Here is a 12919-nt window from a genome sequence, read left to right on the forward strand (position 1 = left end):
AAAGAAATTCAAGCTGCTGAGTTCACATTTTCTAAATACACAGTAGTTTCAGCAATCATCATTTAGTAAAATCTAGGTGCTGTTGGTTTAGCAGTGCCTTTTGTAAAATATGCTTGGCGAAAAAGTTATAGTTTATCATCCCGAAAGTAACTGTTTTCTTGCGGTAGGAACTATCACACAAGAATTTGAAACTGGGGATATTAGCTTTGTAGTTGAAGGCGAAATATCTAACAAAATTACTACTTGGGATCTGAATGAATGTGGCGTAATTGGTGAAAATGATCCAGAATATCCTCAGAGTATGAAACATTTCCAGAGTAGCAAAAATAATAAATCCACAGTAATGATATTTGGGAGTAGAAGCATCAACACATTGCCTAAAGAAGCGATCGCCAGTCTAGACAAAATCATTGAACTTAAATTTAATGTAATTGTTGGTGATGCACCGGGTGTTGATGATTTGGTTCAGAGGTATTTGAAGTCTAGGAATTATCAAAGTGTGACTGTTTATTATGCAAAATTCAATGGTAATGGCGTAGCAAGAAACAATAATGGATTTCCTGTTATTGGAGTAATGGGAAATTATAATCAACGTGATGCCAAAATGAGAGCAATAGCTAATAATCATTATGGATTAGCGATTTGGGATGGTGTGAGCCGTGGAACTAAAACCAGTATTGATTTGATGAAATACTGTAAAGTGATAACGATTAAATAATTCTTAACCCTGAGTTCCCATAATTCGGGGTTTTTAGTAAATTGACGCTACCGCGAAAAGAATTTGGTTTTTGTTTTTTGTATTATTAGGAGTTTCAATCATGGCTATTAAATTGGTAACAAAATCAGAACAACAACTTATCGAAATTGCAAAGAAAAAGACTACTTTGTTAGATGCAATTAGAGTTATGTCTTGGAATCAATTTAAACTTGATAATCCAGATTATAACAAAGAGTATGATGATAATTTAAAGGCTTATGCAAATGAATTTGGTAATGACTGGAAAGCAGATCCGATACATGAAAAATCTCTTGATGAATTAGTTGAATTTATCAAAATAGATTTAGGGTTTACGATTGAAGAATTACTTGAATATCGTAAAATACATTATGGTGAGAAAGCTGAAATTAAAGCTAGAGTGGAAGCTAAGGGCAACTTTTCCGTATCTGTATCTAACTATCAAGAAGCTGAAAATGATGATGAGTTTGGTTATCCTCCATACTAAAATTTGATTTTACTTAAATAGCTCTAGTCCTTATGGGATTAGGGCTTTTTTTTAGTTGTTTAGGAGTTTGAATTATGGCTATCAAAATACCACGTAAATTTGGAAGTGCTTTACCCCCAGAAGAACCTAGAGAAAAAGGTGTCAATTTCCATAAAATAAACGAGAAATTTAGGTATGAAAGAGAGAATATTCAACCACATTTAGGAGATTTATACGGATTCTATGGCGATCGCTGCGTTATCTTTAACGGAAACTATTATGTTGGGAGAAATGGCTATAGTTTTCGCAGTGGTAAGAATGAAGATTACGACAAAGTTGGTAAAATTCTAGTTCAAATATAGCGTGAAGTTTAATAGATAGCTCTGATTCCTTCTGGAATTGGGGCTTTTTTTTAGAACGCTACCGCGAGAAGAAATTAGTAATATTTTCAGGTTAACTTTATGCTTCATCTTCAAAACTATCTTTCTGAGTCTCAACAGCGCGAGATTTTACATCATTGTAGAGAAATTGGTAAGCGAGCGCCTTTATTTATTCCTACAATGAAAAACCGATCTCCATTCAATTATCAAATGACGAACTGCGGTAAAGTTGGTTGGATCTCTGATCAGAATGGGTATCAGTATATTGAAAATCATCCTGTAACTAATAAACCTTGGCAACCAATTCCAGAGGTTATCAGAAATTTAACTAAATCCCTAGCAGCAAAAGTTGGAGATTATAACTTTACACCTGAAACTTGTTTGATTAATTATTACCAAAAGGAAAATAGTAAATTAGGTATTCATCAAGATAATACTGAGATTAATAAAGCCGCGCCAATTATCAGTATTAGTTTAGGTGATGATGGAATATTTCTGATTGGTGGTAAACGCAGAAAAGATCCGACTAAAGAGATCATCTTAAAAAGCGGTGATATCCTTATTTTGCATGATGAATCTAGGATGTTTTATCACGGCATTAAAGGGATAGTTCCAGGCACATCTAATTTATTAAATTCTGGAGGAAGATTGAATCTAACTATTCGACAAGTTTACTGAAATTTTAGTTAGCAATAGCGAAACACTCCGTATAAATCGCCTTTTTAAATAAGGGCGATCGTTATTTTTTATGTCAAACTGACAGATATCAATTTGTATTATTTGTTTTGAATAAGCAAACAAATTTATTTCAAAGATATTGCTACCGCTTATAGATATTGGTTGTTATAAAAACTGAAATGAGACACATTACCCAAACAATTGAAGCTCATGGTGTGCAGGTTGAAGAATCTAAATATGAGCCAAAATATCACGACTTAGATAGTGATAAAATAGCTTGTTTCACTGGACACAGAAAAATTTCTAATAATATTATTGGAGGCATAAAGCAAGGGATTGACAAAGCGTTAGAAATGGGTGTAAATCATTTTTTTGTTGGGATGGCAAAAGGGACAGATCAATTAGCAGCAACAATTTTAATTCAGAGAAACTTACCTTGGACTGCTGTAATTCCGTGTGGAGATCAATCAAAATTATGGAGTGAGAAAGAAAAAATAATTAGCGATCGCCTTCTGAGATACGCAGATAATCAGGTAATTCTCAGACCTAAGTATACAGTAGATTGTATGCACGTCAGAAATAGATACATGATTGATCATTCTGATGTCTGCATTGCAATTTACGATGGAAAACTTACGGGTGGAACTGCAAACACTTACAGATTAGCTTTGAAAAAGAAGTTGCCAATTATTCAAATTAATCCTAGTCTCCGAAGAGTTTCAGTTTATCAGCCACCAAAACCAAAGCATACTCAATTCAGTTTGTTTTAACTATTTCTAATTTTAATGCTCCTAATTCTATTCAGAACAGAGTTAGGGGTTTTATTATGCAAATCTATCAGGAGAAGTAAATGCTCAAATCAGCTAAACTCACAACCACTACAGGGTATACGTGGGAAACCTCGATCAGCGCAACGGCATCTTATGAATCAACGATTGAGTATTTTCTTAGAAAATATTTCGATGTAGGAATTTACCCTGTTGAAAACCTAGAAAAAGTTGTGAAAGTTGAGATATTTAACGGTAAAACAACGGTGGTATGTCAACTTTGATAGCTTACATCCTACTTTATTTTTTTCAGTGCTACCGCTTAGTGAGTTTGATTGTTTATTTGCAACAAAATGAATGAATTTCTTGCAGCACTTTTAAAAGCTTATTGGAATCTAGATTACTATGATTTCCTCTTTAGAACTGGGTTTGAAGACTGTCAACATTCATTGGAGAAATTTAAGTCCTTCCAATTGGGATGCCAAAAATTGATGGAATTTGACTCTGATACTTTGCAATCAATTGTTACTTTATCGGTGAAAGAGAATGCAGAAACTACAACAATTAATCAAAACTCGAAGGGAAATAGCCAAGTTGCAGCATGAGGCTGAAGCATTAATCGAAGATGCAATTTATGAAGCCATTGAAGTTTTAGGCAATGCTGAAGGCTCAAAGCAAACTGTTTACGAGGATGATAACGGGAAAATTGTTTTGGTATTCAAAAAACAATACGCTACTCCCCAAAACGATATTACTTTAGGGAAATTAGAGGATGATATCTGTAGGATTTCTGGGAAAGTATTTCAGGAAAACCACATTGAGATTGAACAATTACAGAAAGCGATCGCTGATCTCGAAAAGAAACGGGATAAATTGCTTTCTAACAGTTACATAACAAGATTGAGAAATGAATTTAAAAAGCATCGTGAAACAACTATGTCTTTGAAGCCAACACTTTCAGTTTACTTGTAGAATTAGTGTAGGGGTTTGGCTTAATTTTTGGCTAAATCTCTGCATTAATTGGTGCTACCGCTTGGTGATTTCGCTATTTATCTAGAATGTAATGGATCAGAAAAATTATCGTTTTAATAGAAAAGATGGGAACATTTATTTGGAAGTTGGTAAAGAACTCCAAAACATAGGTTCTAGCTTACAAATAATTGTATTGAGTTCCACGAAACCTAGTTGGGAACAACCTTTTCCAAATACACCGTTCCAGTATTGGGTAAGGTTAATTTTCCTAAATAACAATGGAGATTTGTGTAACGCTTTACTAAATAATGGTACAACTAATGCTCTCACTAATTGGATGAATTATGTGGCTCAAGTCCGAATGAAATATGAACTTTATGAAATGATCACTACTATTTCACTGGTTGAAAGTGATGGTGATTACTTTGATTATAGTTTTGCGGGGATTTCTGGAAAACCTGGACTAGGAGATAGGATGAAAAAGTTGATTTCATCTTTAGCACTTAATTGAGTTACAAAATTTCAATAATTAATGATTTACTAACAACAAGGAAACTAAATCAATGGTTGCAAAAAAGACTGTTAATAATGCTGAAACTGTTAAAACTGATATTGTTGATAACACATCTGAAGTTGAAAATGATATCAGTTCAGAGTTTGAACTTGATCCTTCTCTTTTAAGTGATGAGTTTAATTGTAGAAGGCAAAGACGTTTTGCTTATGGAATCGTCGTAAATAGCGAGACATCAGGGTTATTTATTCCTGAGAAAAATTTAGCTAAATGCGGATGGTTTGCAAATTATGAATTGGTTGAAAAAGACTTATCTGGAGGAGTGGAGAAAGGAATATTTATTACTAATGCCAGAATGATCATCTTAGGAGCTATTAAGCCTTATATCAGATATAAAACTGATAAAGATAAAAACGGTGATATGGCAGGTGTAATGGTCGGATGGTATTCTAGTCAAGAACAAATTGTTAAAGAAACTATGGATGTAGTATCAGAACATCTTGTAATGTTTTTAGATACTGCTAATAATTTCTTGCATGAATCACCGATCAGAATTAGATTTAAAAATGTGGCTCTTTGGAGTCTGGTAGAATGTTTAGAAACTATTTACACTCAGGCAGAATCATCTTTTGCAAGAATGATAAATGCGAGAAATAGTTCAAAGGATGATAGATGGCGATCGCTATGTGTAATTGATGTAGTGTTCAAAGGTGTGAAAGAAGGTAATGGAGCTAATAAATCATACTGTTGTAAAATCAATAATTTTATCAAACCAGATGAAGAAAATTTCTCCGGGTTATTTCTTGGTACAAAATTCAAAATGATTGCTGCTTTAGAAAAGTACGACATAGCAATTGGATTTGATGAAAATATCAAAGCATTAGTAGGTTCTAGCCAATTAGCTTTATCAGAAGGTGAAGACTAATTAATGACTGATTAATGGGCTGGGAGAAATCCCGGCTCTCTTTCTGACAAGAGGAAACTATGAAATTACTAACAGGATTTGCACCAAAAGCATTGTTAACTAACAGGTGCTATCGTCCAATATCACCAAAACAACGGTTATTACAGGTGATTGAATTACTAGATAATCATGGGGTTTTAACTGATTATAATTCAAGATTGTTGGAGGCGATCGCAACTGCACCATTATGGGATGAAAAGGCACACAATAAATTTGAATCTTTAGGTTTAGAGATCGCTAAAGAGCAATTTTATTGGAACTGCTATGAAAGTGAGGAATATTTAGCATCCCCAGACAACCCTGATAACTGGAGTAAATAACCTAAAACCGAGTTAGTTATTACTGGCTCGGTAAAAAAAGTTGTTTTTTTGATTTTAAAATAGCAAAATGAAACTTCTGATTATTGACACAGAAACCACCGACATTTCTAGCGGGATTGTCTGTGAAATTGCTGCAACTTTGTATAACGTTGGGGACACTCCAGAAACCACAGGAGCAATTTATTCTGTTTCTACACTCATTCCCATTGAAAATAACAAAGCAGAGGCGATTAATGGAATTTCACCTCAGTTAACCCAACTCACAAAAGAGTATTCCAACATTGGGATAAATATTTTGGATGCAATTATTGATATGACTGCGATCGCCGATTATAAAGTTGCATTTATCGCTGAATTTGATGCACCAATAGTAGACAGTCTTTTAAAGCTAGAATCAGGTAATTGGATTTGTGCCATGAAGGATATTAACTGGGGATATCCGGCTAAGGCTCATGGCAGCTACAAGCTAACTGATTTGTGCCTTTGGAGTGGGATTGGTATAAGTACGGCTCATCGTGCCGGGGATGATGTGCGGCTGTTAGTGGAGTGCTTTAATAGACGCAAAGAATCTCTACCTAAAATGCTGGATGATGCAATTAAACTTTCACAATCACCAATAGTTAAAATCAAGGCTAGAGTCGAATTTGAAGAGAAAGATTTAGCTAAAAATGCTGGATTTATTTGGGATAGCGATCGCAAGATATGGATCAAGGAAATTCGAGAATGCAAAGTTAAAGAATTTGTAGAGACTTTAGGATTCAAAGTAGTAATTATCTGATTTTGGCTAGGCAGACTAATAAGTTTGCCGATGCCTTTTTTTTTTATTGCTACCGCCTAGTAAGTTTGCTGTATTCACAAAAAAAGGAAGAAATGAGCAAAGATTCTAATATTGAATGGACAGGACACACATGGCCAATTGTTACAGGGTGTGACTTTGCGGGTGAAGGCTGCCCAAATTGCTATGCTCTCAAAGACAGTTGGAGGCTATCGCATAATCCAAATTCCAAAATATCTGAACCCTATAAAGACACCGTAATCAAAGCCGCTAATGGTAAATTGCAATGGTCAGGAGTAGTGAAAGTCCACATTGATAGATTGAATTGGGTTCTCAAGTGGAAAAAGCCCGCTAAAATCTTTGTTTGCAATATGGCAGATTTATTTCATGAAAAAGTCCCCGACGACTTTATTGATTTAGCCTTTGCATATATGGCGATCGCCCAACGACATACTTTCCAGATCCTGACTAAACGCCCAGAACGGATGCAATCTTATATGAGGAATTGTAAACAAAGAATCCGTCGCGCTGCTGTTGATTTGGGAAGGGAATTAAAACTACCTTACGAAACCTATGAACCCTACGAAACTTGTGAATTTGAATGGCCACTGCCTAATGGCTGGTTGGGAGTGTCGGTAGAAAACCAAAAAGCGGCTGATACTCGGATTCCAATACTCGTAGAAACCCCAGCAAAAGTAAAGTTTCTTAGTTGTGAGCCATTGCTTGAAGAACTTGATTTATCTGAGTTTCTGAACATTGATTATTACGTTTCTGCAATGGAAACACCTTGTGGAACAGGGATTAAATATTACAATGCTATTGATTGGATTATCGCAGGTGGTGAGTCTGGTCCCAATGCCCGTGTTTGTCACGTCGAACATTTGCGATCGCTGGTTCAAGACTGTCAAAGTGCTGAAATTCCAATATTCATTAAACAACTCGGTACAAAACCCATGTTGAACAACCAACCCTATAAAATCAGCGATAGCGAAGCGCTCCGTAGGAATCGCAAGGGTGGAATCTTAACAGAGTTCCCAGAAGATTTACAACTTAGGGAGTTTCCTACCAATTAGGGTACATGATTTAAACTAAATAATAACTCAAGGCTCTTTTCTTTATGGAGAGGGTCTTTTTTTATTGAAAGGCTTTTCTAGAATTTGAATAGGCTCAACTAAAAAATCAGCAAAATAGAAATATCTAATTCCTAAATCAATTATTATAATCCCTAGCAAGTTAAATAAAACAACAAACATAAATATAGTTTTTAAACCTCCGGGAACAGAAGATACTAAATTTGAAATCATAGCAAGTTTAGCGATCGCCTCTTTGTTATCCTCTAGTTCATCCCAATTCTGATGATCTTGGTCTTGATGGGTTTCCAAAACTTTTACCCTACTAATCAAAGCTGTGCCATTGAAAAACAGAGTTTTTTCTATTTGATCAATCTTTGTAGACAAGAGAATAATTTCAACTTGCATTCCTGCTAAAACTTCAATAATTTTCTTTTCTTCTTTATCGTTGGGCTGTTCAGAATTGATACTCATAAAAGCAACTATAAAATCTCATTATATTTTATCTTTTACGATTTTGCCTCCGAAAATCCCAAGGCATAACAGGGTTAGACTGATTCCAAAATCCTAGCTTCTTAGCTTTAGCGGTCGCCTCACCATTAATCAAATAATTTTCCGTATCAGAACAATTTTTTAAATATTGCCGATATACAACGGCTTGTCCTTCCTGAACCATAATTAGATTAATATTGCGATCGCCTAAAAATATCTCTGCAACAAATCTTCCATACCTGTCTTTTTGCTTGATAGAGAATTTAACCGGTTGTCCAATTGGCAATAAATTTTTGAGCCTATCCCGTGACTTTTTCCCCCAAGGGATCTGTTTCATCTCCGGCGCATCTATGCAAGCCAATCGGATAGTTGCTTGTTGAGTACCAAACTGGGCTTTGACCGTATCTCCATCAGAAACTCTCAGTATTTTCCCTATAAGTATTGTGTTTTGGGCTGAAACCGTTGCTGTGCCTAGAGTTAAAGCTAATAAAAAAATAATTGCAGAAATAACTTTTTGATTTATAATTAAACTTGGTAATGTAAATTCGTCCAGAAAAAGTATACCTCGGTGGGACAAAGATATCTCTCCAGGACGGGGGAAAGTACCACCACCAACGAGAGAAGGACCCGATGCTGAATGGTGAGGACTACGAAAAGGGCGATCGCGCACCAAAGAACCGCGATTTTTCAACAACCCAGCCACTGAATGAATGCGAGTTACTTCCAAAGACTCAGAAAACTCTAGAGGTGGCAAAATGCCCGATAAACGCCTTGCCAACATAGTTTTTCCACTACCAGGGGGACCCACAAAAATTAAATTATGTCCCCCAGCCGCAGCAATTTCCAAAGCCCGACGGGCATGATTTTGACCCTTCACATCTTGCAAATCTGCACCATGATTAAGTATTCCTACTGTCTCCACGGATTCTTGAAATTTGACAGGTTTGTAACGTTCTGGATGATTCAGTAAATCTACTACATCAGAAATATGTTTGCAAGCATAAACCGCCAAACCTTGGACAACAGCAGCTTCCTGGGCATTATCGGCAGGTACAACTAAAGCCGAAATTCCCATTTTTTCCGCCGCCGCAGCAATAGGAAGTACACCAGCCACAGCCCTAAGAGTTCCATCTAAAGAAACCTCGCCCAAGAATAGAAAATCTCCTAATAAATCGGCGTTAACTTGTTCAGAAGCCGCCAAAATGCCCACGCTAATCGGCAAATCAAAAGACGGTCCTTCCTTGCGTAAATCTGCGGGAGTCAGATTAATTACAATCTTTCGCATCGGAAACGCAAAACCCGCATTTTTCAGCGTAGCTTTTACCCGTTCTTTAGATTCTTGAATAGCTGAATCTGGTAAACCCAAAATCACGATTCCCGGTAAACCCCCAGAAACATCTACTTCCACACCAACTTTAACCGCATCTATACCAACAATTGATGCACTCCAGACTCTAGCCAGCATTTTTTATATATGAATAAACCTTGAGAATATCAAAGCAGATTACTAGGTGGATTAACAATAAGTGAAATTACGCAAGAAACCTGTTAAACCGAAAATCCTATAATTTGCATACCATCAATGAATGTGATTCTTGTGGGGTCGCCATGATTACGCCTTCCTTAGCCTCCTTTACGTCTATCCCTACTGAGACCTACGGGAATGTAGTTCATTCAGGGCAAACGCATCTAAATTTTGTAATCCATACCCAGTAAGGATTTTAAATTTCCGTTACAAAAATAAAAAATCTCACTTAGACAAGCTCAGTGACCACTCAAATCCTCCTTCCTCTGCGTTCTCCGCGCCTCTGCGGTTAGTTAATCTGGATAATTTATTTTTTGAAAATCCCTAATCTTGCCTAAATCCTAGCTTAATTTTTCGCTGGATATCAATTGTGGAAAACAGGAAAAGTATTAAATTAAAATTGGAAATACATCTCAAATTTATTAAATAAATTAACAACGTCGCAACTGACTTAATAAAACCACAATTTCATCCATTGCTTTTCTAATAACACTTACAGGTTGTTCAGATTGATTCACCATTATACTAAAAACTAAAGGTTGATAATTAGAAACATTCACATATCCAGATAGAGAAACCACACCCATCATTGAACCCGTTTTAGCTGCTACAATTCCCTCCGCAGTGGTATTACGAAAGCGATATTTTAAAGTTCCACTTTTACCACTAACAGGTAAAGAAGCACGAAATACTTCCGATTTTGCCATGGTTTGTAAAAGTTGTACCAAAGCTTCTGGACTGATTAAATTTTTGCGCGATAACCCAGAACCATCTACTATAATATAACTATTTGGTTCAACTCCCAATTTAGTTAAAGTAGATTTTAAAACTTCTAAACCTGCATCAGCAGTAGATTGATTTTTTTCTAATTGCAGTTTATCAGCTAAACTCCTGAGTAAGGCTTCTGCATACAAATTATTACTATTTATATTTGTCTCCAGCAACAACTCACCTATGGAAGGAGATTCAACTGCGGCTAGTTCTTGTTCATTTTTACCACCATTAATATTTAAAGTCTGTTTAACAGAAATTCCTGCTGTTATTAAATTTTGACGAAACCGAGTTAAGAAATTTTCAACTGGATCAAAAACAGCTAAAGCAGTGATATCAGGTTTTGCATTTACAGCCAAATTTCCTTTAATTTTGATTATCTGTCCTTTTACATCCCGGTTAACTTCTACAAAACTCGGTTGATCTGCTTGAATTGTGATAGAATTATTTTCAATTTTCCAACGATATGTTTCTGTAGGCTCACTCCACTTAATTTGTAATGGTTTACCTAAAGTTTGCGGTAACAAAGTTAATATAGAAGCATTTTCATTGACAATTAAACTATTAACTGGTGCGCCATAATAGTATTGTACATCTTCCCATTGCCAACTAGGATGAATAACGTCACCTTGAAAATAACTATCATCAGCAATTAATTGGTTAATTTGACTAATACCTTTTTGGCGTAATTGCTTGGCTAATTCGGCTAATTGAGCATCTTTTAAACTCGGATCTCCTCTACCAACAACACGCAAAATACCATCACCATCTTGATAAATTGAAGTACGAATCCGAAAATTTGCTCCCAATTTTTCTAATGCAGCCGCAGTTGTAAATAGTTTAACATTAGATGCAGGAATAAAGTATTTTTTGGCATCTTGGCTGTAAAGAGTTTCTTGAGAAGATAAGGGTTTTACTAAAACTCCCCACCGCGCTCGACTAAATAACGGACGATTAATTACAGCATCTAGAGATGATTGGAGTTGAGCAGGACAAATTGATTTTTTACTGGTTTTTGGTAAGGTTAGAGTTTGGGCTGTGGCTATTTTCTGAAAAGTTACAATTTCCGTGGTACAAAATAATAACATTAAGCCAAGATAAATTTTTCGGTACATCATATTAATTAAATAGTTTCAAATTTGTAAATTGTTTGATAAACATCATACTTCATAGTAAATGGTGAAAAAATCCTTTCCTTCTCGGTCTATCCCGCCAGATATATGTCCCAATATTTTAGTATTAATTTTTCTATAGAGTAAATTAAAAGTCTCTATTGGTATTGAATAATGCTGACATATTTGACATAAAAAAGGATAAATCTCCCTAATTTCTAAATTGGCTTTATAGAAATTTAAATCAAAGGAGATTCTAGAATTATTTTCTTCACGGACTTCGAGATAGACTAATGAACTATCATTAATCATCTTATTGGCGACATAATTGATTATATTTTCAATTATTTGTAAAGTATTTAGATGATGATGCTCATAAATTCTTGATAGTTTGTGAAGAATCATTTTTACAGAAAGTAAAGGATAGCAAATGTATCTAGATACTACTCCCTGGGTATTATCTAAAGGATTCCATTTAAAACCTAACAGTGAAACCACAGGTTCTAATTTATTAGATTTATGATGCAGTTCATTTGTGATTTTATCCCAAAAATCTAAATAGACTTTATAATAGCAACCATTTTCATTACCTTCAAAACCAAAACCAACCATGTTAGCATCAGATAAATTGTCTTTATAAACTGCTAATAGTTGATCTGGTATATCCATTTGCTTACAGATATTTAGAAATGTTTGTTCTGTTTGTGTTTTTTTATCTATTCCGAATGTAAAGCGATTTTGAAGTAATTTTTTGTGACTGATTTTAAAAGACGCTTCAAAACTTAATTCCCTATTGATATTTTCTAGAAGATGAAAAATCAAGTTAGCTTTTTCATCTATTATTTTTTGTTGCATTATATCATTTCCTGGTCTAATGAAATACAAAATTAGCTGTGTTTAATTATTACTGCTTCTACTTAGTAACGTAAGTTGCTAGGTAGATGAAATAAGGTGCGTCAGAAACTTAAAATTAGTGATTTTAGTCTAAATTATTCTGTCTGACGCACCCTACAGGCTACCGTGTTTACATGTATCAAATTATTGCTACTTGTACTTAGTATGTTGATTTTGTCTGTTTTGGAAGGATTGTCTCGAAAATTATGGGTGTTACCGTATGATAACTAAAAAATAAAAAATGCAGTTTTGTATAATTTTTAATTATTGTATACCATAAATCTATAAATAATGCTGATTTATTTTGTATAAATCGTAGCAAAGGAAAATTTATGATCTGGGTTAAGGTTGTAACCTGAGCGATCGCTATACTAAATACATTTTCTAATATCCTTCAGTATTTTAAGTAATCCTCATCCAAAACAGTATAATCCATAACTTTCGTTCAATCATTGGCAGGGTAAAAACTTGCATAAACTTAGACAA

General features: G+C 34.9%; 15 protein-coding genes and 1 pseudogene. 12 read left to right on the forward strand and 4 right to left on the reverse strand.

Annotation, left to right across the window (positions count from 1 at the left end; genetic code table 11):
- Positions 1-109: 109 nt before the first annotated feature.
- The 12 genes from VB711_RS19070 to VB711_RS19125 all read left to right on the forward strand — a co-directional run bounded on the left by VB711_RS19070 (position 110) and on the right by VB711_RS19125 (position 7642).
- A complete protein-coding gene (locus VB711_RS19070; protein ID WP_323287812.1) occupies positions 110-718 on the forward strand; it encodes a hypothetical protein in 609 nt (202 codons plus the stop codon).
- Positions 719-818: 100 nt separating this feature from the next.
- The gene (locus tag VB711_RS19075) at positions 819-1223 is read left to right on the forward strand and encodes a hypothetical protein (protein ID WP_323287813.1); all 405 of its coding nucleotides are present in this window, start codon (positions 819-821) and stop codon (positions 1221-1223) included.
- A 74-nt stretch (positions 1224-1297) separates the two neighbouring features.
- A complete protein-coding gene (locus VB711_RS19080) occupies positions 1298-1564 on the forward strand; it encodes a hypothetical protein (RefSeq protein WP_323287814.1) in 267 nt (88 codons plus the stop codon).
- A 99-nt stretch (positions 1565-1663) separates the two neighbouring features.
- Positions 1664-2260 (forward strand): alpha-ketoglutarate-dependent dioxygenase AlkB, encoded by a 597-nt coding sequence (locus tag VB711_RS19085; RefSeq protein WP_323287815.1) that lies wholly within the window; start codon positions 1664-1666, stop codon positions 2258-2260.
- 179 nt (positions 2261-2439) lie between these two features.
- Positions 2440-3030 (forward strand): SLOG family protein, encoded by a 591-nt coding sequence (locus VB711_RS19090; RefSeq protein WP_323287817.1) that lies wholly within the window; start codon positions 2440-2442, stop codon positions 3028-3030.
- A gap of 80 nt (positions 3031-3110) precedes the next feature.
- Positions 3111-3311 (forward strand): hypothetical protein, encoded by a 201-nt coding sequence (locus tag VB711_RS19095; RefSeq protein ID WP_323287818.1) that lies wholly within the window; start codon positions 3111-3113, stop codon positions 3309-3311.
- Between the two features lie 262 nt (positions 3312-3573).
- Positions 3574-3999, forward strand: coding sequence for a hypothetical protein (locus VB711_RS19100; RefSeq protein ID WP_323287819.1), 426 nt, complete (start codon positions 3574-3576; stop codon positions 3997-3999).
- A 91-nt stretch (positions 4000-4090) separates the two neighbouring features.
- Positions 4091-4510: a hypothetical protein gene (locus tag VB711_RS19105; protein WP_323287820.1), complete on the forward strand. Its 420-nt coding sequence runs from the start codon at positions 4091-4093 to the stop codon at positions 4508-4510.
- Positions 4511-4562: 52 nt separating this feature from the next.
- The gene (locus VB711_RS19110) at positions 4563-5435 is read left to right on the forward strand and encodes a DUF5895 domain-containing protein (RefSeq protein WP_323287821.1); all 873 of its coding nucleotides are present in this window, start codon (positions 4563-4565) and stop codon (positions 5433-5435) included.
- Positions 5436-5494: 59 nt separating this feature from the next.
- Positions 5495-5794 carry a hypothetical protein gene (locus VB711_RS19115; protein WP_323287822.1) on the forward strand — a complete coding sequence of 100 codons (300 nt, stop codon included), beginning with the start codon at positions 5495-5497 and terminating at the stop codon, positions 5792-5794.
- A 67-nt stretch (positions 5795-5861) separates the two neighbouring features.
- Positions 5862-6572 (forward strand): 3'-5' exonuclease, encoded by a 711-nt coding sequence (locus VB711_RS19120; RefSeq protein ID WP_323287823.1) that lies wholly within the window; start codon positions 5862-5864, stop codon positions 6570-6572.
- A 92-nt stretch (positions 6573-6664) separates the two neighbouring features.
- Positions 6665-7642, forward strand: coding sequence for a DUF5131 family protein (locus VB711_RS19125; RefSeq protein WP_323287824.1), 978 nt, complete (start codon positions 6665-6667; stop codon positions 7640-7642).
- Between the two features lie 42 nt (positions 7643-7684).
- Here the strand turns inward: VB711_RS19125 and VB711_RS19130 are convergent, their stop codons facing one another.
- From VB711_RS19130 to VB711_RS19145, 4 genes and pseudogenes are all read right to left on the reverse strand, one after another.
- Entirely contained in the window at positions 7685-8113 is a 429-nt protein-coding gene (locus VB711_RS19130; RefSeq protein ID WP_323287826.1) for a hypothetical protein, read from the reverse strand.
- 91 nt (positions 8114-8204) lie between these two features.
- Positions 8205-9596 (reverse strand): annotated as a pseudogene (locus tag VB711_RS19135) (YifB family Mg chelatase-like AAA ATPase); the annotation flags it as partial.
- A 491-nt stretch (positions 9597-10087) separates the two neighbouring features.
- Positions 10088-11542 (reverse strand): D-alanyl-D-alanine carboxypeptidase/D-alanyl-D-alanine-endopeptidase, encoded by a 1455-nt coding sequence (gene dacB / locus VB711_RS19140; RefSeq protein WP_323287830.1) that lies wholly within the window; start codon positions 11540-11542, stop codon positions 10088-10090.
- 45 nt (positions 11543-11587) lie between these two features.
- Positions 11588-12394, reverse strand: coding sequence for a hypothetical protein (locus tag VB711_RS19145; RefSeq protein ID WP_323287827.1), 807 nt, complete (start codon positions 12392-12394; stop codon positions 11588-11590).
- Between the last annotated feature and the right edge of the window lie 525 nt (positions 12395-12919).

Origin of the sequence: Cronbergia sp. UHCC 0137, assembly GCF_034932285.1 — a bacterium.
GTDB lineage: Bacteria > Cyanobacteriota > Cyanobacteriia > Cyanobacteriales > Nostocaceae > Cronbergia.

Bases quoted from the DNA above. Each gene is read 5' to 3' on its own strand.
- VB711_RS19095 (WP_323287818.1), top strand. From the start codon at position 3,111: ATGCTCAAATCAGCTAAACTCACAACCACTACAGGGTATACGTGGGAA.
- VB711_RS19105 (WP_323287820.1), top strand. From the start codon at position 4,091: ATGGATCAGAAAAATTATCGTTTTAATAGAAAAGATGGGAACATTTAT.
- dacB (WP_323287830.1), bottom strand. From the start codon at position 11,542: ATGTACCGAAAAATTTATCTTGGCTTAATGTTATTATTTTGTACCACG.
- VB711_RS19075 (WP_323287813.1), top strand. From the start codon at position 819: ATGGCTATTAAATTGGTAACAAAATCAGAACAACAACTTATCGAAATT.
- VB711_RS19100 (WP_323287819.1), top strand. From the start codon at position 3,574: ATGCAGAAACTACAACAATTAATCAAAACTCGAAGGGAAATAGCCAAG.
- VB711_RS19120 (WP_323287823.1), top strand. From the start codon at position 5,862: ATGAAACTTCTGATTATTGACACAGAAACCACCGACATTTCTAGCGGG.
- VB711_RS19115 (WP_323287822.1), top strand. From the start codon at position 5,495: ATGAAATTACTAACAGGATTTGCACCAAAAGCATTGTTAACTAACAGG.
- VB711_RS19145 (WP_323287827.1), bottom strand. From the start codon at position 12,394: ATGCAACAAAAAATAATAGATGAAAAAGCTAACTTGATTTTTCATCTT.
- VB711_RS19130 (WP_323287826.1), bottom strand. From the start codon at position 8,113: ATGAGTATCAATTCTGAACAGCCCAACGATAAAGAAGAAAAGAAAATT.
- VB711_RS19110 (WP_323287821.1), top strand. From the start codon at position 4,563: ATGGTTGCAAAAAAGACTGTTAATAATGCTGAAACTGTTAAAACTGAT.
- VB711_RS19080 (WP_323287814.1), top strand. From the start codon at position 1,298: ATGGCTATCAAAATACCACGTAAATTTGGAAGTGCTTTACCCCCAGAA.
- VB711_RS19070 (WP_323287812.1), top strand. From the start codon at position 110: ATGCTTGGCGAAAAAGTTATAGTTTATCATCCCGAAAGTAACTGTTTT.
- VB711_RS19090 (WP_323287817.1), top strand. From the start codon at position 2,440: ATGAGACACATTACCCAAACAATTGAAGCTCATGGTGTGCAGGTTGAA.
- VB711_RS19085 (WP_323287815.1), top strand. From the start codon at position 1,664: ATGCTTCATCTTCAAAACTATCTTTCTGAGTCTCAACAGCGCGAGATT.
- VB711_RS19125 (WP_323287824.1), top strand. From the start codon at position 6,665: ATGAGCAAAGATTCTAATATTGAATGGACAGGACACACATGGCCAATT.